This window comes from Amycolatopsis sp. NPDC049868, assembly GCF_044461365.1.
GTDB lineage: Bacteria > Actinomycetota > Actinomycetes > Mycobacteriales > Pseudonocardiaceae > Amycolatopsis.
This window is the reverse complement of record NZ_JBITKV010000006.1, coordinates 147,387-166,564: the sequence shown is the minus strand read 5'-3', so window position 1 is coordinate 166,564 and position 19,178 is coordinate 147,387. Positions and strand designations below refer to the sequence as shown.

The following is a 19,178-nucleotide window of genomic DNA, read 5'->3' as shown; positions in this document are numbered from 1 at the left end:
ATCCGCACTCACCGGCCTTCGCGCGACAAGAGTTCCCGGACTCGTTCCTGCAGCGCCTCCCTCGGATACGCGTTCACCTGAGCTCCCGCCATCCGCACCGGGTCGCCGAAGAAGAAGTACTCGTACAGCGACTCCCGTCCGGCGAAGCCCGAGACCGACGCGTCGAACGCCAGCTTGAACAGTCGCGCACGGTCTTTGGCCGGCAGGGTGGCCGACTGGAGGTAGGTGTCGATGTCGGGACGGCCCTCCGCGTCGAAATCCGCTTCGCCCGGCAAGGCCATGAGGCCGGAGGCGGAGAACTTGCGGATGATCTCGGTCAGCCGCGGCGAGACCTTCGTGGGATACCAGTTCCTGGCGGCGTTCAGGACTTCCCACTTGGGCAGGAAAACACCGTCCTCGCTGAGCTTGCCGTCGGCCTCCGCCGCGCGCAGCACGGCCTTCTCGATCTCGACGTAGGAGATCAGCTCGGACAGGTCCTGCTGGATGTGCTGGAAACCGCCGATCCCGATCGCGGCGGCGATCTCGCTCGCGAGCCCGAGGTAGAACTCGGTCTTGGCCAGTGTGCGGGTGACTACCTGGTGGGTCATCAGCGCGCCGGCGCCGGTCTCGGAGTACCAGGCGTTGCACAGTTCCGGATGCCCCAGCAGGAAGACCCGCTCGTTCGGGACGAAGACGTCGTCGAACACCACGACCGCGTCCATCTCCTCGAACCGGGAGGCGAGCGGTTCGTCGAAATGCGAACGGCCGTGGTCGAGCCCGGCGCGGCAGAAGTACTTCAGGCCGGGCGCGTCGTTCGGGACCGCGAAAGCGTAGGAATACGGGGCGTCCTCGGGGGTGCCGCGCAGGACGGTCGACGGGAAGACCAGGAGTTCGTCGGCGATCGGCGCGATCGTGGCGAGCATGCGGGCGCCGCGGATGACGATGCCGTCCTCCCGTTCCTCGACCACCTTCGCCGACAGGTTGCCACCGCCCTGCTGACTGCCGGACACCGAACGGTTGACCTGCGGCGGAATCAGGGTGTGCGTCGCGAGCAGATCGTTCTCGCGCGCCATCTCGTAGTACTTCTCGATGCGCTCGCCGTAGACGGGATCGGCCTGCGAGAAGAACTTCTTCGCGGTCGAGAGAGCGGTGAGCGACGAGTTCATGTAGTCGCCGGTGCGCCCCAGGAAACCGTTGGAGTATTCGGCCCATACGGAGAAGGCGGCGCGGCGGCGTTTGAGGTCCTCCTCGCTGCGCGGCACCAGGAACGACGTACCGACCCGCTCCCCCGTGGTCGGCGATTCGTAGGTCAGGACGTCACGGTGCGCCGGGTCGTGCTGGAGGTCGAACAGCTTCGCGTAGGTCAACGCGTTGTTGCGGAACGCCGGATGCTCGGCGACCTTCGAGGTCACCTTCTCGCCGTCGACGTACAGCTCCGGTGTCATCGCGTTGAGCTTGTCGAGGTACTGCTGTCCGGTACGGGCTCCCATGTCGTGCTCCTTCTCGGGTGGACGTCGTTGTCAGAACAGGGATTCGTGACCTTGCGCGGATTCGTGGATCGTCGAGAACCGTCCGTCGACGAAGCCGAGCGCGTCACCGGCGCGGTAGTCGAACTCCCGCACCTCACCGAGGAACAGGGTGTGGTCGCCGCCGTCGTAGGCGGCCCACGGCGTGCAATCGAACCAGCTCAGGACACCGCCGAGCCTTGGCGCATGCCCGCCCTCGACCCACGTCGGCGCGCCTTCCGGGGTCGGACGGCCGGCGAAGTTCATCGCGAGCGCCTCCTGTTCGGCGCCGAGGACGTTGACCGCGAACGGGCAGCCCGCCAGCAGATCGTGACTCTTGACCGTGCGCTGGATCGAGACGAGCACGAGCGGCGGATCCATCGAGACCGCGGTGAAGGAGTTCACCGTCAGGCCGTGCCGTTTCGTCGCGGCGTCGAAGGTCACCACCGCGACACCCGTCGCGAACCGGCCCAGGCAGCCTCGGAAGTACTGCGCGGGTGGCCGATAGAGGCTCGAACCCGGCGGAAAACTGGTTTCGCGTGACATCATCGTCGATTCCTGTTCTATAATCGAACAGCCAGTTCAACTATCGAAATGGATCGTATACGATGGTTTCGGACTCCCGCAAGACCGCGAGCACGTCCCAGACGCTCAGCCGCGGCATCCGTGTCCTCGAAGTCCTTGCCGACGCCCAAGAACCTCTCAGCGTCGACCGGATCGCCGAACGGCTCGGCGTGCACCGGTCGATCGCGTACCGGCTGATCCGCACCCTCGAAGAGCACGGGCTCCTCACGCGGGAACCCGCCGGGAAATACGAACTCGGCGCACGGTTGGCCGCACTGGCCGCGGGGATCAAACACGATCTGCAGGCCGCGGCACTGCCCGAACTGACCGCGGTCGCGAACGAACTCGGCATGACGTGTTTCGTGGCGGTGATGGACCGCGAGGAATGCGTGACCCTGGTCAGCGTGGAACCCCGGCACGCCGTCGCGTCCGTCGCGCAGCGCCCGGGGTCCAGGCATCCGTTCACCGCGGGCGCCCCCGGCCGCGCGATTCTTTCCCAGCTTCCGGAAGAGGACTGGCCGGAGGACGTCCGGGAAGTGGCCGAACGCGGCTACGCGGACAGCCACGGCGAGGTGATCGAGAACCTCAGCTCGGTGGCCGTGCCGCTCCCCGTGCGCGGGCAGGCACCGGCAGCTCTCGCGGTCGTCTATCTGTCCAGCACGCGAACCCCCGCCGAGCTCGCGGAGCGGCTCAAGGCGGCGGCGAAGGCCGTCCGTGACGCTCTCGGCGGGTGAGCGTCACGGACGGCGGGATCACTTCGAGAAGCGCAGCGGGCTCACCGCTTGCTCGGCTTCGTGGTCGGGCCCGAGCGGGATACCCGACCGGTCCCGCAACAGCAACGTGGCGATGAGGCCGATGACGGTCATCCCGCCCAGGTAGACGGCGACGGACACCGAAGTTCCGGTCGCGTCGACCAGCGCGGTGGCGATCGTCGGCGCGAACGCACCACCGAGGATCGCGCCCAGCGCGTACGAGATCGAAACGCCGGAGAACCGGATGGACGCGGGGAACAGCTCCGCGTAGAACGCCGCCTGCTGGCCGTAGGTGAATCCGAGCCCGACACTGAGAATGATCAGGCCCAGCGCCAGCAACACGATGTTCCCGGTGTCCACCAAGGGGAAGAGCACCGCGATGCCGGCGAGTTGCGCGATCCAGCCGACGACGTAGGTGCGCCGCCTGCCGATCCGGTCGGATACCGCGCCCGCCGCCCACGTCGAGATCAGCCAGGTCGCCGCGGACGCGGTCACCGCCCACAGCACCGGGCCGCGGTCGAGCCCGATCGGCCCCTTCGGGTTGGTCGCATAGTTCTGGATGTAGCCGCCGGTGGTCATGTAGCCGACGGCGTTGTTGCCCGCGAACACCAGCGCGGCCACCACGACGAGCACGGCGTGCTTGCGGAACAGCTGGATGATCGGGGTCCGGGTCTGCTCACGGCGTTCGGCGATCTCACGGAAGACCGGGCTCTCCTCGACCCGGCGCCGCACGTAGTGGCCGACCAGGATCAGCCCGACACTGAGCAGGAACGGGATCCGCCAGCCCCAGTCGAGGAACGCCTGTCCGGGGACGAGCAGGCTGGTCAGCGCCAGCACACCGGAAGCCAGCAGCAGGCCGAGCGGGACACCGATCTGCGGTGAGGCGCCGAAGAGTCCCCGCCGCTTGGACGGCGCGTGCTCGACGGCCATCAGGACGGCGCCGCCCCATTCCCCGCCCGCCGAAACCCCCTGCAGGATCCGCAGCAGGATCAGCAGTACCGGCGCGAGGACACCGATCTGGTCGAACGTCGGGAGCACGCCGATCAGCGTGGTCGCGGCGCCCATCAGGATCAGGGTGAGCACCAGGACCACGCGGCGGCCGTACTTGTCGCCGAAGTGCCCGGCGAGGAACGCGCCGAGCGGGCGGAACAGGAAGCTCACGCCCACCGTGGCGAAGGAAACGAGTGTGCTGTTCGCCCCGAGGCCGGAGAAGAACAGCTTGCCGAAGACGAGACCGGCCGCGGACGCGTAAACGAAGAAGTCGTACCACTCGACGGTGGTACCGACGACGGTCGCGAAGGCGACCCGGCGCCGGTCGGAGGACGGTGGGGCGGTCCGGCCGGGCGTGCGCTCATCCTGCGTTGGATTCGACACCTTGACTCCTTTGACATAGGCCTGACGCGAGTGGCGGCCCGCAGGGATCCCGGGCGAGGCGAAGGCCACTCGATGGCCGCCTTGCCACTGTGGCACGGAATCATATACGTTATTAGATACGAAGCAAGGGTCGAGAATTCAGGGGAACATGGGCACTTACGAGGCACCAGCGCCTTCCGGCCGCGCGTCCGGCCCGCTGGACATCCGGCCGGGCAAGATCATCGCCGTCCATCTCAGCTACGCGTCCCGCGCGGAGCAGCGCGGACGGCGTCCGGCGAACCCGTCGTACTTCTTCAAGCCGTCGAGTTCGATCGGCACGTCCGGCGGCACGGTCGAACGTCCGGCGGGGACCGAACTGCTGGCCTTCGAAGGCGAGATCGCGCTGGTCATCGGCACCGCGGCCCGATGGGTCAAGCCGGACCAGGCGTGGGACCACGTCGCCGCGATCACCGCCGCGAACGACTTCGGCCTCTACGACCTGCGCACCGCGGACAAGGGCTCCAACGTCCGGTCCAAGGGCGGCGACGGCTACACCCCGCTCGGCCCCGGCCTCATCGACGCGCGCGACGTCGACCCTTCGTCGCTGCGCGTCCGCACCTGGGTGAACGGCGACCTGGTGCAGGAGGACACCACGGCCGGGCTGCTGTTCCCCTTGCGGCAGTTCGTTTCCGATCTCTCCCAGCACTTCACGCTCGAACCGGGCGACGTCATCCTCACCGGGACCCCGGCCGGATCGACCGTGGTCTCCCCCGGCGACGTCGTCGTGGTCGAAGTGGACGTTCCCGGCACCTCCGCCAGCAGCGGACGGCTCCACACCACGGTTTCCCAGGGGATCCGGTCCTTTTCGGACATCGGCAGCCTGCCCGAGGTCGACGACAAGCAGCGCGCCGAAGCTTGGGGAACTCCCGCCGAAGCGGCCGAAGAGGACTCTCCCGCGCTCAGCGAGGAACTGCGTGCCAAGCTCCTTCGCGCGCCCGTCGCGGGTTTGTCCGCCCAGCTGCGCAAACGCGGGCTGAACAACGTCGCGATCGACGGCGTGCGCCCCAACCTGCCCGGCTCGAAGGTCGTCGGCACGGCACGGACGCTCCGTTTCGTCCCGAACCGCGAGGACCTCTTCAAATCCCACGGCGGCGGCTACAACGCACAGAAGCGCCTCTTCGACTCGGTCGGCGCCGGCGAGGTGATCGTGATCGAAGCACGTGGTGACAAGGGGTCCGGAACGCTCGGCGACATCCTGGCGTTGCGGGCGCGCTACCTCGGCGCCGCCGGGGTGATCACCGACGGCGGGGTCCGCGACTTCGACGCCGTCGCCGCGACCGGGCTCCCGGTGTTCTCGCAGGGCCCGCATCCGGCGGTCCTCGGCCGCAAGCACGTGCCGTGGGACACCGACGTCGCGGTCGCCTGCGGCGGGGCCACCGTGCTGCCCGGCGACATCATCGTCGGCGACGACGACGGCGTGGTCGTCATCCCGCCGTCACTGGCCGAAGAGATCGCCGACGCGGCGCTGGTCCAGGAGGACGAAGACTCCTGGATCGCCGAGCAGATCGGACAGGGCCGCCCGATCGAGGGGCTCTTCCCGCTGAACCCGTTGTGGCGGGAAAGGTATGAGGCATGGCAGAAGAAGCAGTGAAGACGACCAGCAAATCCGAACTCGCCTACGAGTGGCTGCGTGAGCGGATCGCCCGGCACGAGTACGGACCCGGCTACCGGCTGGTGCTCGCCGAGATCGCCGGCGCGCTCGACATGAGCGTCGTCCCGGTGCGCGAGGCGATCCGGCGACTGGAAGCCGAACGGCTGGTGACCTTCGAACGCAACGTCGGCGCGCGCGTGGCGATGGTGGACCAGAACGAGTACGTCCACGCGATGCAGACCCTCGGCGTCGTCGAAGGCGTCGCCACCGCACTGTCCGCGCCGCAGCTGTCCGAAGAGAACATCGCGCGGGCGCGGCGGGTGAACGAGCGCATGATCGCCCTGCTGGACCACTTCGACGCGCACGAGTTCACCGCGCTGAACCAGCAGTTCCACTCGCTGCTCTTCGAATGCTGCCCCAACCCGCAGATCCTCGACCTCGTGCACCAGGGCTGGACCCGGCTGTCCGGGCTGCGCGACTCCACGTTCGCGTTCGTCCCCGACCGCGCGCACCGGTCGGTCGAGGAACACGAAGAGATCCTCAGGCTTATCTCCGAGAAAGCCGACCCGCTCGACATCGAATTCGCCGCGCGCAATCACCGCTGGGCCACCATGCAGGCCTTTCTGGACGCTCGAGAGCGCGCCAAGCGCTGACTGAGGAGGAATCTTGACCAGCACGACTCCCCGGCCGATCCCGGACGGTGTCCCGGAGCGGATCCGGCACTACATCGGCGGCGAACTCGTCGATTCGGCCGACGGCGCCGTCTTCGACGTGCTCGACCCGGTGACCAACGACGTCTACGTCCAGGCCGCCGCGGGAAAGAAGGCCGATATCGACCGCGCCGTCGCCGCCGCGCGGAAGGCGTTCACCGAGGGGCCCTGGCCGAAGCTGCTGCCGCGCGAGCGCTCGCGTGTGCTGAACCGCATCGCCGATCTCGTCGAGTCGCGGGACAAGCGGCTGGCCGCGCTGGAGAGTTTCGACTCCGGCCTGCCGATTTCGCAGGCGCTGGGCCAGGCACGCCGGGCAGCGGAGAACTTCCGGTTCTTCGCCGACCTGATCGTCGCGCAGGCCGACGACACCTACAAGGTCCCCGGCCGCCAGGTGAACTACGTCAACCGCAAGCCGATCGGTGTCGCCGGGCTGATCACGCCGTGGAACACGCCGTTCATGCTGGAGTCGTGGAAACTCGCGCCCGCGCTGGCGACCGGCAACACCGTCGTGCTCAAGCCCGCGGAGTTCACCCCGCTTTCCGCGTCGCTGTGGGCGGAGATCTTCGAGGAGGCCGGGCTGCCGTCGGGCGTTTTCAACCTCGTCAACGGCTTCGGTGAGGACGCCGGCGACGCGCTCGTGAAGCACCCGGACGTCCCGCTGATCTCGTTCACCGGTGAGAGCGGCACCGGCAGCCTGATCTTCGGGAACGCGGCGCCGTTCCTCAAAGGACTGTCGATGGAACTGGGCGGCAAGTCGCCCGCCATCGTCTTCGCCGACGCCGATCTGGAGACCGCGATCGACGCGACGATCTTCGGCGTGTTCTCGCTCAACGGCGAGCGCTGCACCGCGGGCAGCCGGATCCTGGTCGAGCGCGCGATCTACGACGAGTTCGTCGAGCGCTACGCCGCGCAGGCCAAGCGGGTCAAGGTGGGCGACCCGAGCGACCCGGCGACCGAGGTCGGCGCGCTGGTGCACCCCGAGCACTACGACAAGGTCATGAAGTACATCGAGATCGGGAAGACCGAGGGCAGGCTGGTCGCCGGTGGCGGCCGCCCGGACGGCTTCCCGACCGGGAACTACGTGGCGCCGACGGTGTTCGCCGACGTCAAACCCGACGCCCGGATCTTCCAGGAGGAGATCTTCGGCCCGGTCGTCGCGATCACGCCGTTCGACGGTGAAGACGAAGCACTGGCGCTGGCGAACAACACGAAGTACGGGCTCGCGGCCTACGTCTGGACCAACGACCTCAAGCGGGCGCACAACTTCGCGCAGTCCGTCGAGGCGGGCATGGTGTGGCTCAACTCGAACAACGTCCGCGATCTGCGCACACCCTTCGGCGGGGTGAAGGCGTCCGGGCTGGGGCACGAGGGCGGCTACCGGTCGATCGACTTCTACACCGACCAGCAGGCGGTGCACATCAATCTCGGCGAGGTGCACAACCCCGCCTTCGGCAAGGGCTGACCCGGTCCCCCGTCCACAAAGGATGCTGTCATGAACCAGATCCCCACCCCGAAATCGCCGCCCCCGGACGTCCTGCGCTGCGCGTACATGGAACTCGTCGTCACCGATCTGGCGCGTTCGCGCGCGTTCTACGCCGACGTCCTCGGCCTGACGGTGACCGAAGAGGACGAGACGACGATCAGTCTCCGCACGATCGACGAGTTCATCCACCACAACCTCGTGCTGCGCCAGGGACCGGTCGCGGCGGTCGCCGCCTTCTCGTACCGGGTCCGGTCGCCGGAGGACCTGGACAAGGCCGTCGCGTTCTACACGGAGCTGGGCTGCCGGGTCGAGCGGAACGAGAACGGGTTCACCAAAGGCATCGGGGACTCGGTGCGGGTGCAGGACCCCCTCGGCTTCCCGCTCGAGTTCTTCCACGACGTCCAGCACGTCGACAGACTCAGCTGGCGCTACGACCTGCACGTTCCGGGCGCACTGGTGCGGCTCGACCATTTCAACCAGGTCACCCCGGATGTCCCGCTCGCGGTGAAGCACATGGAAGACCTCGACTTCCGCGTCACCGAAGACATCCAGGACGACCAGGGCACCACCTACGCGGCCTGGATGCGCCGCAAGCCCACCGTGCACGACACCGCGATGACCGGCGGCGACGGGCCTCGGATGCACCACGTCGCCTTCGCCACGCACGAGAAGCACAACATCCTGTCCATTTGCGACAAACTCGGTTCGCTGCGGATGTCGGACCACATCGAACGCGGCCCCGGCAGGCACGGCGTGTCGAACGCGTTCTACCTCTACCTGCGCGACCCCGACGGGCACCGTGTCGAGATCTACACGCAGGACTACTACACCGGCGACCCGGACAACCCGGTCGTCACCTGGGACGTGCACGACAACCAGCGCCGCGACTGGTGGGGCACGCCGGTGGTCCCGTCCTGGTACACCGACGCCTCGCTGGTGCTCGATCTCGACGGCAAACCGCAGCCGGTCGTCGCGCGGACCGACGACAGCGAGCTGGAGGTCACCATCGGCGCCGACGGCTTCTCCTACACCCGCAAGGGTGACGACGAAGGCGAACTGCCGGCCTGGAAACAGGGCGAGTACAAACTCGGCAACCAGCTATAAGGCGGGGAGATGCTCGAACAGGAAACGATCACCGCGATCGCCGACGAACTGGCGGCCGCGGAGGAGGCACGGGAGACGATCCCGCTGCTGACGGCGCGCTATCCGGGCATGACCGTCGAGGACTCGTACGCCGTGCAGAACGAATGGCGGCGGCGGGGAATCGCGGCCGGTCGCCGTCCGGTCGGCCGCAAGATCGGGCTCACCTCGAAGGTCATGCAGGCCGCGACCGGGATCACCGAACCCGACTACGGCGCCATCTTCGCGGACATGGTGTTCGAAAACGGTTCCGTGATCGAACACAGCCGGTTCTCGAACGTGCGCATCGAGGTCGAGCTGGCCTTCGTGCTCCGTGATTCCCTCGCCGGACCGGACACCACGGTGTTCGACGTGCTGCGGGCGACCGAGTACGTCGTGCCCGCGCTGGAGATCCTGTCGTCGCGCATCGAGATGGCGGGCCGGACCATCGTGGACACGATCAGCGACAACGCGGCCATGGGCGGGATGGTCTACGGCGGCAACCCGGTCGCCGTGGACGCCGTCGACCTGCGCTGGGTTTCGGCGCTGCTGTACCGCAACGAGACCATCGAGGAATCCGGTGTCGCCGCCGCGGTGCTGAACCATCCGGCGAACGGCGTCGCCTGGCTGGCGAACAAACTCGCTCAGCACGGTGACAAACTCGATCCGGGCGACATCGTGCTGGCCGGGTCCTTCACCCGGCCGATGTGGGTACACCCCGGTGACACCGTGACCGCCGACTACCGCGATCTGGGGGCGATCACATGTCGCTTCGTCTAGACCCGCCGTTCCGGGATCAGCTGGCCGAACAACCCCGGATCGGCATGTGGGTCACGTCGGGCAGCCCGGTGGTCGCCGAGATCTGCGCGGGTTCCGGGCTCGACTGGCTGCTCGTCGACACCGAGCACTCCCCCGCCGGTCTGGAAACCGTGCAGTCGTTGCTGCAGACGATCGCCGCCTATCCGATCACGCCGATGGTGCGCGCTCCGTCCGGCGACCCGGTCGCGCTGAAGCAGCTGCTCGACCTGGGCGCGCAGAACCTGTTGGTGCCCATGGTCGACAGCGCGCAGGAGGCGGAGGCCGTCGTGCGAGCCGTCCGCTATCCGCCGCGAGGCGTGCGCGGTGTCGGCAGCGCCCTCTCCCGGTCCGCGCGCTGGAACCGGGTCGAGGACTACCTCGCGAAGGCCGAGGAGTTCACGTCGCTGTTCGTCCAGATCGAGTCGACGGCGGGGGTCGCGGCCGCCGCCGAGATCGCCGCTGTCGACGGCGTCGACGGGGTGTTCGTCGGACCGTCCGATCTGGCCGCCTCGATGGGTCTGCTCGGAAAGCAGACACACCCCGATGTCACCGCGGCCGTCTTGCGCACCTTCGAGGCCGTCCTCGCTGTGGGAAAACCAGTGGGAGTCAACGCGTTCGACCCTGCGCAGGCGCAGCGCTACCTCGACGCCGGTGCCTCGTTCGTCCTGGTAGGCGCCGACGTCACGCTGCTCGCCCAAGGTTCGGAAGCGCTCGCGCGGCGGCATCAGGCCTGAGTTCTTGGGCATGATGCCGTGGCTGCTCGACGCTGAACTCGCTCAAGAGTGGATCTTCGGTCCTGCTCGGTCGGTGGACTGTGTGGATTTTGGGACATCTGACGTCCCAAAATCCACACGGTCCACCGCCGGGCATGACGAGAGGCCCGTCGCCGACGGGCTCCTCGATGTTCAGACGTGATGCAGGGTGTTACGCCGGGGTTGTCGGAGCGGGTCCCGGTATTGGGGTGGGATGAACTCGGGTAACCCATCGGCCGCCATCCGTACTTCCCAATCACCATGGTGAATCAGCCGGTGATGGAAGCTACAGAGCAACACCAGGTTCCGGAGATCCGTCGGACCCCCGTCCGCCCAATGCTCGATATGATGAGCGTGGCAGTTCTTCGGTTTCCGATGACACCCGGGGAAGGCACAACCCCCGTCGCGGACGTTCAACGCCCGGCGCTGGCCAGGGGTGACGAACCGTCGTAGCCGTCCCAGATCCAAGGGCTCACCCGCAGCGCTCATCACGACCGGCAACATCAGGCAGTCGCAGGCCGCGAGTCGGGCTTCCCGGGCAGTCATCGTCCCCACAAAATCCAGGCAGGCAGTGCCGAGACCGGACTTCAACTCCTCAAGTCCGATGGTCACATGCACCAAGGTCCGGTAGCCGCTGGTACCCGGCTGGTCCGGGCAGGCGATGGCCAAATCGAGGAGCTCGGCCCAGGCGTCGCCCATGCGCTCGCACTTCATCCGCAGGTCCGCTTGCCCGAATTCATCCACCGGCCGCGGCTTCGCATACGCTTCCAGCGCAGCGGCGGTGCGGGCCCCGGTTTCGTCATCGAGGAGGCCGGTCAGTTTCCAGAACCCGTCTTTCCGGCGCTCCAGCGTGATCTCGCGGCGCGGCTCCTTCGGCTCAGGATCCTTCGGTTCCTTGCCATCCGGATCCAGCAAGCCCAGTAGATTCGCCTCGGCCTCAGCGAGCTGCCGCGGACCGGCACTCGGGGCAAGGTTCGCGAGGATCTGCTCCGCACCTGCCCGCTCCTCGGCCGAAATCTCGGCCGGAAGGTTCTTCAAAATCTCCAGGATCTGATCGATCCGTTCGTCCCCGACCAACCCCTGCGCCGCGACCGCCGCGGTCGCGGGAGCAACAGGTGGAACCTCCGTGCCATCCAACGCACGTGTCGGGTTCAACGCGAGGGCCCGGTTCACCACCGCCCGCGCCTCACTCACCGATAATCCCGCCATATCGGCGAACCATTTATCCGTACGGCCATAGCCGTACAAGTCTTTGGCACCACGAGACTCGATCTCCGCCAGAAACCGCCCCAAACAAGCGGTCGCCACCCGAATCACCTGCAACGACTGCTCCACGCCATGCGCAAGCTCCAGCTTGCCGGCACGCCACAGCTCCTGCGGCAACTCGGGAAGGAAGGTCTCGGACACACCTCCATAATACCGCAATCCAGTCGAACACGTGTTCGTAATTTTAAGCAACAATCAAAACGCGCGAACAACACTGAAGAGTGATTTGAATCAGCCAACCTCAACCGACTCGCTTACCCGCACTTCCCCCGGAAGCCGAACCGCCGCCACAACCCCACCAACGGCAACGAGCCCCACAAACCCGAACACCACGCCGAATCCCAACCCCGGCCTGGATTCGAGACCGGCCAGAATCGCACCGGTCACCGCCACCCCGGCCACCGCACCCACTTGCCTGACCGTGTTGAACAGACCCGAGGCGCCACCCGCGGCATCCGGGTCGACGGACGCCATCGCGATGGCGGACAGCGGCGACCACGCCATCGCGTTGGCGGCACCGAGCAGCGCGGCGCCCACGGAGATCCACCAGGGATTCAGGCTCAGCACCACGACCAGCCCGATGAGCAGCAAGCTCGTCGCGAGCAGGCTCATGCCGAGGATCGCCGGCCGGCGCCCGCCCACCCGGTCGACCCAACGGCCGGCCGGTGGTGACAACAGGATCGCGACGACGGCGTCCGGCGCGAGGACCATCGCGGCTTCGATCGGCCCGAAGCCTCGCACTTCTTGGATGTAGAGCATGGCCGGAAGCGCCATCGCGAGGACTGTCGCACCGAGCGACGCCATCGCGAGGCTCGCGGACAGATACCCGGACGAGCGATAGAGGCGCAATGGCGCGAGCGCGTCCGCGCCCTGCCTGCGTTCTTGAAACCAAAAACCGACCAGGAGGACAACAGCGAGGACCGCGGCGGGCACCGAGAGCGGGCTCCAGGACAGCAGAGCCCAGACGAGAAGGCTCAGACCGGCCATGCTCAGCATTGCGCCGAGCAGGTCGAAACGAGTGATGCCTCCTCGGCTTCCCGGAATCAGGCGAACGCCCATGACGACGGCCGCGACACAGAGCGGCACGTTGACCCAGAAGATCCAGCGCCAATCCAGGCTCGCCGTGAGCAGCCCGCCCAGAACAGGACCGAGCAGGGTGGCGGCGGCCGCCACCGAGCCCCAGATACCGAAAGCGCGTCCTCTCTCGTCGTCCGCGAAGAGCCGACGGATCAGCGTGAGCGGTTGAGGCGACATCGCGGCCGCCGCCAGGCCTTGCAGGATCCGGAAGGCGATGAGCCACCCGATCGACGGCGCGATCCCGCACAACGCGGAGGCGACGGCGAAGCCTCCCATGCCGAAAAGGTAGACACGCTTCGGATCGAAGAGATCGCCGAGCCTGCCGGCGACCAGCAACGGGACCGAGAACGCGAGCAGGTAGCCCGCCGTCACCCAGAACAGCGCGGAGAGGTCGCCGCCGAGGTCGGCTTGGATGCTCGGGCTCGCCACGGCGACGATCGTCGTGTCGAGCAGGAGTACGAAGAACCCTGTCAGCAGAGCCGCCAGGCCACCCCATCGAGAAGACGCCATTCGCCCCCCAGCCGTGTAAGCCGATCACAATAGGGCCACGGATGGCCCCCGTCGTAACAAGGCCTCCCCGCCTCGCGAGTTTCAAGCCGACGGCTTCGGCAAAGGAGAAGATCTTGAACCGGGCGGGTTCGATATGGTTCTGGTCCTTGCTCGGCGCCTTCATCGCCGCCGCCCTCGGCACCGCGATCAATTTCGCGACCGACCTCAAGACCAACTTCCTGGCCTGGGGTCTGGTGGTCGCGTTCACCCTCGCGACCGGGCTGATCAGCGGTATCTCGCAGGTGCTCATCCGCGGCGGCGACGGCACGAAGACCACCGGCACGACGAACGTCTACAACGTGCGGCACTCACAGGTCAACGCCTGGCTGGTGTTCCTGATCCTCGGGGTCTCGGGTTCGGTGCTGGCGGCCATTTTCGTGGGCGTCCATTTCGCGAAGTCCTTCCAGACGGCCGGGACGCCGATTCCCGCCGTGGCCGAGCCGAGCCCGTCGACCAGCACGACGACGATCAGTACGACGACCAGCACGACGTCCACAGCGCCCCAGCCCGCCACGAACGAGGACATCGCCCAGTTCGTCACCGCCTACTACCGCCTGATGCCGGACACCCGGGCGGGCTGGCCACTGATCGGCCCGAACCTCCAACGCCGCGGCCAAAGCGATTACGAAGCCCATTGGGGCAGGATCAGCGCGGTGGACGTGCACAGCGCGTCGGCCACCTCCGCGACGACCGTCCGGGTCCGGATCACCTTGCACTACCGCGACGGCCGCCCCTCCCCCACGGAAACCCATGAGCTGACGGTCGTCCCCTACGACGGCCGTCTCCGCATCGACGCCGACACCCTGATCCGGGCGAAATAGAATCCTGTCCATGACCGCTCTTCCGCGCGGCGGGCGCCCCGCCGAGGCCTTGGCGGCCGTCGAAGCGAGCATCGAAGACCGCTGGCTGCTGTTCCTCGCGGAATACGGCGTCACCGCCGGGACGAAGGAGGAAACCGACCTCGCCGAATCGGTCGTCACCGACACTTCCGTGTTCGAGTGGCGGGTGGTCGACGCCGCCTACGACAGGTTGACCTGCGCCGACTGCGGTAGCCGGCTCGGTTCGGGTCCCGCCGGCTGCGAGAAATGCGGCCAGGCCGACGGATTCCGGTTCGCGGCCATCGAGATCGACAGGCCCGCGACGCCGCCGGGCACCGAGCACGGGCTCCGCGTCGCCACCGCGGTCGCCCGCGCCCGGCACCGCTACGGGGCACGGGCCCGCTGCGGTTTCGAACTGGGACTGCCACTCCTACTCGGCGGCGAGCTGCCCGGCACGGCTCAGGCGCAGGCGTACCGGGCAGCGATCGACAAGCTCACCGAAAAGGAATGCGAACGCGTGACCTCCTTCGAGGAGATCGCGGGGATCAGTAGTCGTCGCGTCCGGTGAATTGCTGTTCCAGCAGCTCCGCCGAACCCGCGACGAGTTCGAGCGGGTCGGTGAACTCGTTGATGTCGAGATTCACCAACGGCAGGGAATGGCGCAGCACCAGGTGTTCTCCCATGACCACCAGTCCCCCGACGACGATGGTGTTGCCGATCTCGGTCAGCACGCTCGCCAGGTCGACCTCGCTGACCCGCGCGAACGGCGTCGCGATCTGCACCCAGTCCTCGCGGCGGTCGAAGATCTCCCGCGCGATGACCACGGTCTGGGCCCGCTCTTCGTAGTCGTCGTCACCGTAGGACAACCGGATGCGAATTTCGTCCGGTTCGTCCTTCACCACCCGATATTCGTGCCGTACGAACGCGACCAGATCGGCCCATTCCGCCATGAATTCAGTCTCCCTCGCAGTCGAAATCCAAGACTAGCGAGGGCCGCAACTCGTGAGCGGTAAGGACGATGGGAACCGTCCTCACCGCTCACGAGGCCGGCGGGTCAGCCGCCGATCGGCAGCCCCGCCCGCGCTTCCTGTGCGGTCAACGGCCGCAGCGACAGCGTGTACTCGTACGTGCTGTCCGGCTGGACCTGGCTGCGTTCCCGCACCGGGTTGGGTGTGTCCCCGACCCCGGTCACCGCGTGGCTCGCGTGCAGCGTGAACCAGCCTTTGTTGCGCTGCAACTGGAACGGGTACGCCGCCCGGTCGAGATCGTCGAACGGGGTCACGCTGACGTCGCTCGCGCCCCCGACCAGCAGGCCACCGGTCCGGCTGTCGGTGAGCAGCGCCCACCGGCTGTCGGTGTGGTTGCCGTGATCCTGCGGCCGGTGATACTCGACGTACTGCTCGTCCACCGTGCTGGACTGCACGCCGATCGGCGTCCCGTCCTTGCGGTCGACGTAGCTCTCGGCTTTCCGTCCATACCAGGCGAACCGGTCATATCGGTCCGGCACCGCCAGCGAGACACCGATCCGCGGCAGATACGGGAGAGTGCGCACACTCCCCTGCGGAATCACCCGGTTGCCGAGACTCAGCGTCCCGGTCCGGTCGACGGCGTAGGTCATCGTCTGGTCGAACCACGCCCCGGCGACGTCCGATGCCGCGACCCGGCTGTCGACGATCACCCGAACGCCGCGCATGCCGTCCTTCTCGACCCGGACTCCCGTGACCGTGGTCTTCAGCCGGTCGAGCCCCGCCTTGCGCCAGTCCTCGCCTTCGGCCCTGCCCCAGGCGAAGGTCTCGTTGCTGATCGGTGCCCGCCACGCGTCGAGCTTCGGCCCGCCGCTCAGCAGTTCCTTGCCCTGGTGGCGGATGGACGTCAGCGTGCCACTGGTCTTGTCGACCCGGTACGTGACGCCTGCCGCCGTCGCGGTCACCGAAGCGGCATCCTCGACGACTCCGACGGACTTCCCGTCGAGCGGCGTCCGGTCGAGGCCCGGGACCCGCTTCCCGCCAAGGGAGAACTGGTCGTGCGCCAGGACATGTCCTCGAGCGAGCATCGGCTCGCCCTGGGTCGTCACCGCTTCGACGGTGAGGAACCGCTCGCGATCCGCGGGATTCGGCGGCACCGGCACCGCGATCCTTCCGGTCGACCCGGCACCGACTCGCAACGGCTGTTCCCCGTGCGTGACGACCCGTGAGCCTTCCTGGATCCGCCACCGCAGGTTCAGCTCGTCGGTGCCCTTGAACTGCCGCTCGTTGGTCACCGAAACCGTGCCGCCCGAGTAGGCGAACCGGAGTGGCTGATGCGCCCACGCCATCTGCGCGGTTTCCGGCTGCACCGTACGGTCCGAGCCGATCAGACCGTCCACACCGGACAGACTGGAGCCGTACGAGAGGTGACTCCCCCGGTCCGTGACGCTGTCGAAGTCCAGTGCCAGCACGGCTCCCTCCGCCGGAGCGGCGCCGGACAACTCCGTGGCGGACAACGGCTTGTCGTAGATGCGGACGTCGTCGACGGCTCCTCGGCCCATCCAGCCGATGGTCGACGGATCGTTCCACGACGTCTCGAAGTCGCGGCCGACGTTGACCTCCGCCGACGACGAGTCGATCGCACCCGTGAACGGTTTGCTCCCGATCTCCTTGCCGTCGAGGTAGAGCCGCAGGGCCGCGCCGTCGTAGGTACCGCTCACCCGGTGCCAGTTTCCGTAGAAGTCGGCGGGCACCTTCGCCTGGACCGCCTGCCACGTTCCACTGTGGATGAAGAACTCCAGCGTGTCCTGCGTCTTCATCTTGAGCGCGTACTGGTGGTCGCCCTTGCCGAGGATGCGGAAGTCACCGGTCCATTTTCCCGGTTTCACCCAGGCGTCCAAGGTGAGCGCCTTCCCGGTGATGTCGAGTTTCCGGTCGCGGTAGACCTCGACGAAATCGTCGAGACCGGACAGTCCCAGCGCCTTGCCGCGATGCCCTTCGACCAGATCCGGCTTTCCACTGATATGCGCCGAGATGTCGTTACCCGACGAATCGGGCGTGAGCCGGATCGGCTGCCGGATGTTCTGTTCCGCCCAGTCCCAGATGAATCCGCCCTGGGTCTGCGGATTCGCCCGGATCGTGTCCCAGAACTCCCGGAAGTTGCCGAGGCTGTTGCCCATGGCGTGCGCGTACTCACCGAAGATCAGCGGTTTCGTGGTGTTCTTTGCCTGCTCGGCGAACTTCTCCGGCGACGGATACCGCGGCCCCCAGACGTCGGCGAACGGCGCGTCACCGTCCGGGCTGTTCGACTGGTGGTAGATCGGACGGCTCGGCTCGTTCGCGTCCAGCCATTCCGCCAGCGCGAAGTGATGCGCGCCGAGGCCGGCCTCGTTACCGGTGTCCCACAGGAAGACGCTCGGATGGTTCTTGTCCCGTTCGACCATGCCGATCATGCGGTCGAAGAACGCGTCCCGCCAGGCCGGGTCGTTCGCCTGGCAATAGCGAGCACAGTTCTCGTGGTTGTGGGTCTCGATGTCGATCTCGTCGTCGATCCAGAGCCCGTGCCGGTCGGCCAGTTCGTAGAAATAGGGATCCGACGGGTAGTGCGAGGTGCGGACCGCGTTGACGTTGAGCTGTTTCATCAGCGCGACGTCGCGCTCCTGCGCGCGCCGGGGCACGTGCCTGCCGTGGTCGGGGTCGGTCTCGGCGCGATTGACGCCCTTGAACAGCACCCTCTTCCCGTTGACCAACAGCTGCTTGTCGCGGATCTCGATTTCGCGGAACCCGACCGTCTCACCGGTGATATGGGTGACGCGGCCATCGGGCGCGGTCAGCGTGAGGACGGTCGTGTACAGGTTCGGTGTCTCGTCGGTCCATTTCGCCGGGTTCCGGACGGGCAGGCTCAACGCGGTCTTGCCGCCCGCGTCGACCTCCCCGCTCGCGGTCCCGACCTCCTTGCCCGCCGCGTCACGCAGGCTGAGCCCGACGCGGTGCCTGCCCGCCGTTCCGCCGGGTTTGGTGGCGACCTCGACGGCGGCTTTGAGAGTGGCGTCGGTGTAGGTCGCGTCGAGGTCGGTCGTCAGCCCGACGTCCTGGATGAAGGTCCGCGGCGTCGAATGCAGGGTCACCGAGCGGAAGATGCCCGAATAGCGCCATTGGTCGACGTCTTCCAGGTAGGCGCCCGCGCTCCAACGGTGCACCTGCACGGCGATCCGGTTCGGCCCCGGCCGCAGCGCGGACGAGATGTCGAACTCCGCCGGTGTGTAACCGCCCTGGTCGTAGCCGATGTACTTCCCGTTCACCCAGACGAAGTACGCCGAGGTGACACCGTCGAAGCGCAGGAAGGTCTCGCGTTCCGACCATTGGGCGGGCAGGGTGAAGTCGCGGACGTAGGCGCCGGTCGGGTTGACGTCACGGGGGACGCGCGGCGGGTCGTCGGGCTGGATCTCGGTGGCGATGTTGCGGAAGATCGGGTGGTCCAGACCGTCCGTCTGCCAGGTGTGCGGCACCGACACCTCGCGCCATCGTGACGCGTCGTAGCCGTCCTCGTGGAACCCCGCCGGGACCTGGGACGGGTTGTCCGCCATGGCGATCCGCCATTTGCCGTCGAGCGACGTCGTGTACGGACCGCGTTCATCGCCGCGGGCCGCGGCGGAGACGTCCGCGTACGGACGAAGGTAAGCGTGCGGTGGCTCCTGTCCTTCGGCGACTTTTCGCGGATCATCGAGATAGGACTGGACGTCGGCGGCCGCCGGAGTGGCGGCCGCGACGAGGGTCCCGGCGAGCATCGCCAGGACCAGGACGATGGGGCGTGTTCGCAGCACTGCGTTCAACCTC

16 protein-coding genes are annotated in these 19,178 nt (G+C 67.4%); 9 read left to right on the top strand and 7 right to left on the bottom strand.

The features are described 5' to 3' along the window. Positions 1-8 precede the first annotated feature (8 nt). Positions 9-1,469, bottom strand: coding sequence for a 4-hydroxyphenylacetate 3-monooxygenase, oxygenase component (hpaB, locus tag ACIBTM_RS25155; protein ID WP_395879561.1), 1,461 nt, complete (start codon positions 1,467-1,469; stop codon positions 9-11). 30 nt (positions 1,470-1,499) lie between these two features. Then, positions 1,500-2,033 carry a flavin reductase family protein gene (locus ACIBTM_RS25150; RefSeq protein ID WP_395879560.1) on the bottom strand — a complete coding sequence of 178 codons (534 nt, stop codon included), beginning with the start codon at positions 2,031-2,033 and terminating at the stop codon, positions 1,500-1,502. Positions 2,034-2,092: 59 nt separating this feature from the next. Here ACIBTM_RS25150 and ACIBTM_RS25145 point away from each other — a divergent pair, with 59 nt between their 5' ends. After that, positions 2,093-2,782: an IclR family transcriptional regulator gene (locus tag ACIBTM_RS25145; protein WP_395879559.1), complete on the top strand. Its 690-nt coding sequence runs from the start codon at positions 2,093-2,095 to the stop codon at positions 2,780-2,782. 18 nt (positions 2,783-2,800) lie between these two features. On the opposite strand, the gene ACIBTM_RS25140 is transcribed toward ACIBTM_RS25145, so the two are convergent. Next, complete coding sequence (locus ACIBTM_RS25140; protein ID WP_395879558.1) at positions 2,801-4,174, bottom strand: MFS transporter; 1,374 nt, start codon at positions 4,172-4,174, stop codon at positions 2,801-2,803. A 148-nt stretch (positions 4,175-4,322) separates the two neighbouring features. Here ACIBTM_RS25140 and ACIBTM_RS25135 point away from each other — a divergent pair, with 148 nt between their 5' ends. The 6 genes from ACIBTM_RS25135 to ACIBTM_RS25110 are packed head-to-tail and all read left to right on the top strand — an operon-like array spanning position 4,323 to position 10,648. Beyond that, complete coding sequence (locus ACIBTM_RS25135; protein WP_395879557.1) at positions 4,323-5,804, top strand: fumarylacetoacetate hydrolase family protein; 1,482 nt, start codon at positions 4,323-4,325, stop codon at positions 5,802-5,804. Further along, complete coding sequence (locus ACIBTM_RS25130; RefSeq protein ID WP_016334631.1) at positions 5,786-6,457, top strand: GntR family transcriptional regulator; 672 nt, start codon at positions 5,786-5,788, stop codon at positions 6,455-6,457. Before ACIBTM_RS25135 ends, ACIBTM_RS25130 begins: the two co-directional genes overlap by 19 nt. A gap of 13 nt (positions 6,458-6,470) precedes the next feature. Continuing rightward, positions 6,471-7,976 (top strand): 5-carboxymethyl-2-hydroxymuconate semialdehyde dehydrogenase, encoded by a 1,506-nt coding sequence (gene hpaE / locus ACIBTM_RS25125; protein WP_395879555.1) that lies wholly within the window; start codon positions 6,471-6,473, stop codon positions 7,974-7,976. Between the two features lie 30 nt (positions 7,977-8,006). Continuing rightward, positions 8,007-9,101: a 3,4-dihydroxyphenylacetate 2,3-dioxygenase gene (gene hpaD, locus ACIBTM_RS25120; RefSeq protein WP_395879554.1), complete on the top strand. Its 1,095-nt coding sequence runs from the start codon at positions 8,007-8,009 to the stop codon at positions 9,099-9,101. A gap of 9 nt (positions 9,102-9,110) precedes the next feature. Then, on the top strand, positions 9,111-9,896 hold the full coding sequence (hpaH, locus tag ACIBTM_RS25115) for a 2-oxo-hept-4-ene-1,7-dioate hydratase (RefSeq protein ID WP_395879553.1): 786 nt from the start codon (positions 9,111-9,113) through the stop codon (positions 9,894-9,896). Next, positions 9,881-10,648, top strand: coding sequence for an HpcH/HpaI aldolase/citrate lyase family protein (locus ACIBTM_RS25110; protein WP_395879552.1), 768 nt, complete (start codon positions 9,881-9,883; stop codon positions 10,646-10,648). Before hpaH ends, ACIBTM_RS25110 begins: the two co-directional genes overlap by 16 nt. A 171-nt stretch (positions 10,649-10,819) precedes the next feature. On the opposite strand, the gene ACIBTM_RS25105 is transcribed toward ACIBTM_RS25110, so the two are convergent. Continuing rightward, the gene (locus ACIBTM_RS25105) at positions 10,820-12,073 is read right to left on the bottom strand and encodes a DUF222 domain-containing protein (protein ID WP_395879551.1); all 1,254 of its coding nucleotides are present in this window, start codon (positions 12,071-12,073) and stop codon (positions 10,820-10,822) included. A gap of 90 nt (positions 12,074-12,163) precedes the next feature. Next, positions 12,164-13,519: an MFS transporter gene (locus ACIBTM_RS25100; RefSeq protein ID WP_395879549.1), complete on the bottom strand. Its 1,356-nt coding sequence runs from the start codon at positions 13,517-13,519 to the stop codon at positions 12,164-12,166. 113 nt (positions 13,520-13,632) lie between these two features. On the opposite strand from ACIBTM_RS25100, the gene ACIBTM_RS25095 reads away from it, so the two are divergent. Continuing rightward, positions 13,633-14,379, top strand: coding sequence for a serine/threonine protein kinase (locus tag ACIBTM_RS25095; RefSeq protein ID WP_395879547.1), 747 nt, complete (start codon positions 13,633-13,635; stop codon positions 14,377-14,379). A gap of 10 nt (positions 14,380-14,389) precedes the next feature. Then, positions 14,390-14,944 (top strand): hypothetical protein, encoded by a 555-nt coding sequence (locus ACIBTM_RS25090; protein WP_395879546.1) that lies wholly within the window; start codon positions 14,390-14,392, stop codon positions 14,942-14,944. Here ACIBTM_RS25090 and ACIBTM_RS25085 read toward each other — a convergent pair. Then, the gene (locus ACIBTM_RS25085) at positions 14,922-15,326 is read right to left on the bottom strand and encodes a hypothetical protein (RefSeq protein ID WP_395879545.1); all 405 of its coding nucleotides are present in this window, start codon (positions 15,324-15,326) and stop codon (positions 14,922-14,924) included. The two genes, ACIBTM_RS25090 and ACIBTM_RS25085, sit on opposite strands and share 23 nt — an antisense overlap. 104 nt (positions 15,327-15,430) lie before the next feature. After that, positions 15,431-19,165 carry a glycoside hydrolase family 2 TIM barrel-domain containing protein gene (locus tag ACIBTM_RS25080; protein ID WP_395879544.1) on the bottom strand — a complete coding sequence of 1,245 codons (3,735 nt, stop codon included), beginning with the start codon at positions 19,163-19,165 and terminating at the stop codon, positions 15,431-15,433. Positions 19,166-19,178: the final 13 nt, after the last annotated feature.

Bases quoted from the DNA above. Each gene is read 5' to 3' on its own strand.
- ACIBTM_RS25135 (WP_395879557.1), top strand. From the start codon at position 4,323: ATGGGCACTTACGAGGCACCAGCGCCTTCCGGCCGCGCGTCCGGCCCG.
- ACIBTM_RS25110 (WP_395879552.1), top strand. From the start codon at position 9,881: ATGTCGCTTCGTCTAGACCCGCCGTTCCGGGATCAGCTGGCCGAACAA.
- ACIBTM_RS25100 (WP_395879549.1), bottom strand. From the start codon at position 13,519: ATGGCGTCTTCTCGATGGGGTGGCCTGGCGGCTCTGCTGACAGGGTTC.
- ACIBTM_RS25130 (WP_016334631.1), top strand. From the start codon at position 5,786: ATGGCAGAAGAAGCAGTGAAGACGACCAGCAAATCCGAACTCGCCTAC.
- hpaD (WP_395879554.1), top strand. From the start codon at position 8,007: ATGAACCAGATCCCCACCCCGAAATCGCCGCCCCCGGACGTCCTGCGC.
- ACIBTM_RS25145 (WP_395879559.1), top strand. From the start codon at position 2,093: ATGGTTTCGGACTCCCGCAAGACCGCGAGCACGTCCCAGACGCTCAGC.
- ACIBTM_RS25090 (WP_395879546.1), top strand. From the start codon at position 14,390: ATGACCGCTCTTCCGCGCGGCGGGCGCCCCGCCGAGGCCTTGGCGGCC.
- hpaH (WP_395879553.1), top strand. From the start codon at position 9,111: ATGCTCGAACAGGAAACGATCACCGCGATCGCCGACGAACTGGCGGCC.
- ACIBTM_RS25085 (WP_395879545.1), bottom strand. From the start codon at position 15,326: ATGGCGGAATGGGCCGATCTGGTCGCGTTCGTACGGCACGAATATCGG.
- hpaB (WP_395879561.1), bottom strand. From the start codon at position 1,469: ATGGGAGCCCGTACCGGACAGCAGTACCTCGACAAGCTCAACGCGATG.
- ACIBTM_RS25150 (WP_395879560.1), bottom strand. From the start codon at position 2,033: ATGATGTCACGCGAAACCAGTTTTCCGCCGGGTTCGAGCCTCTATCGG.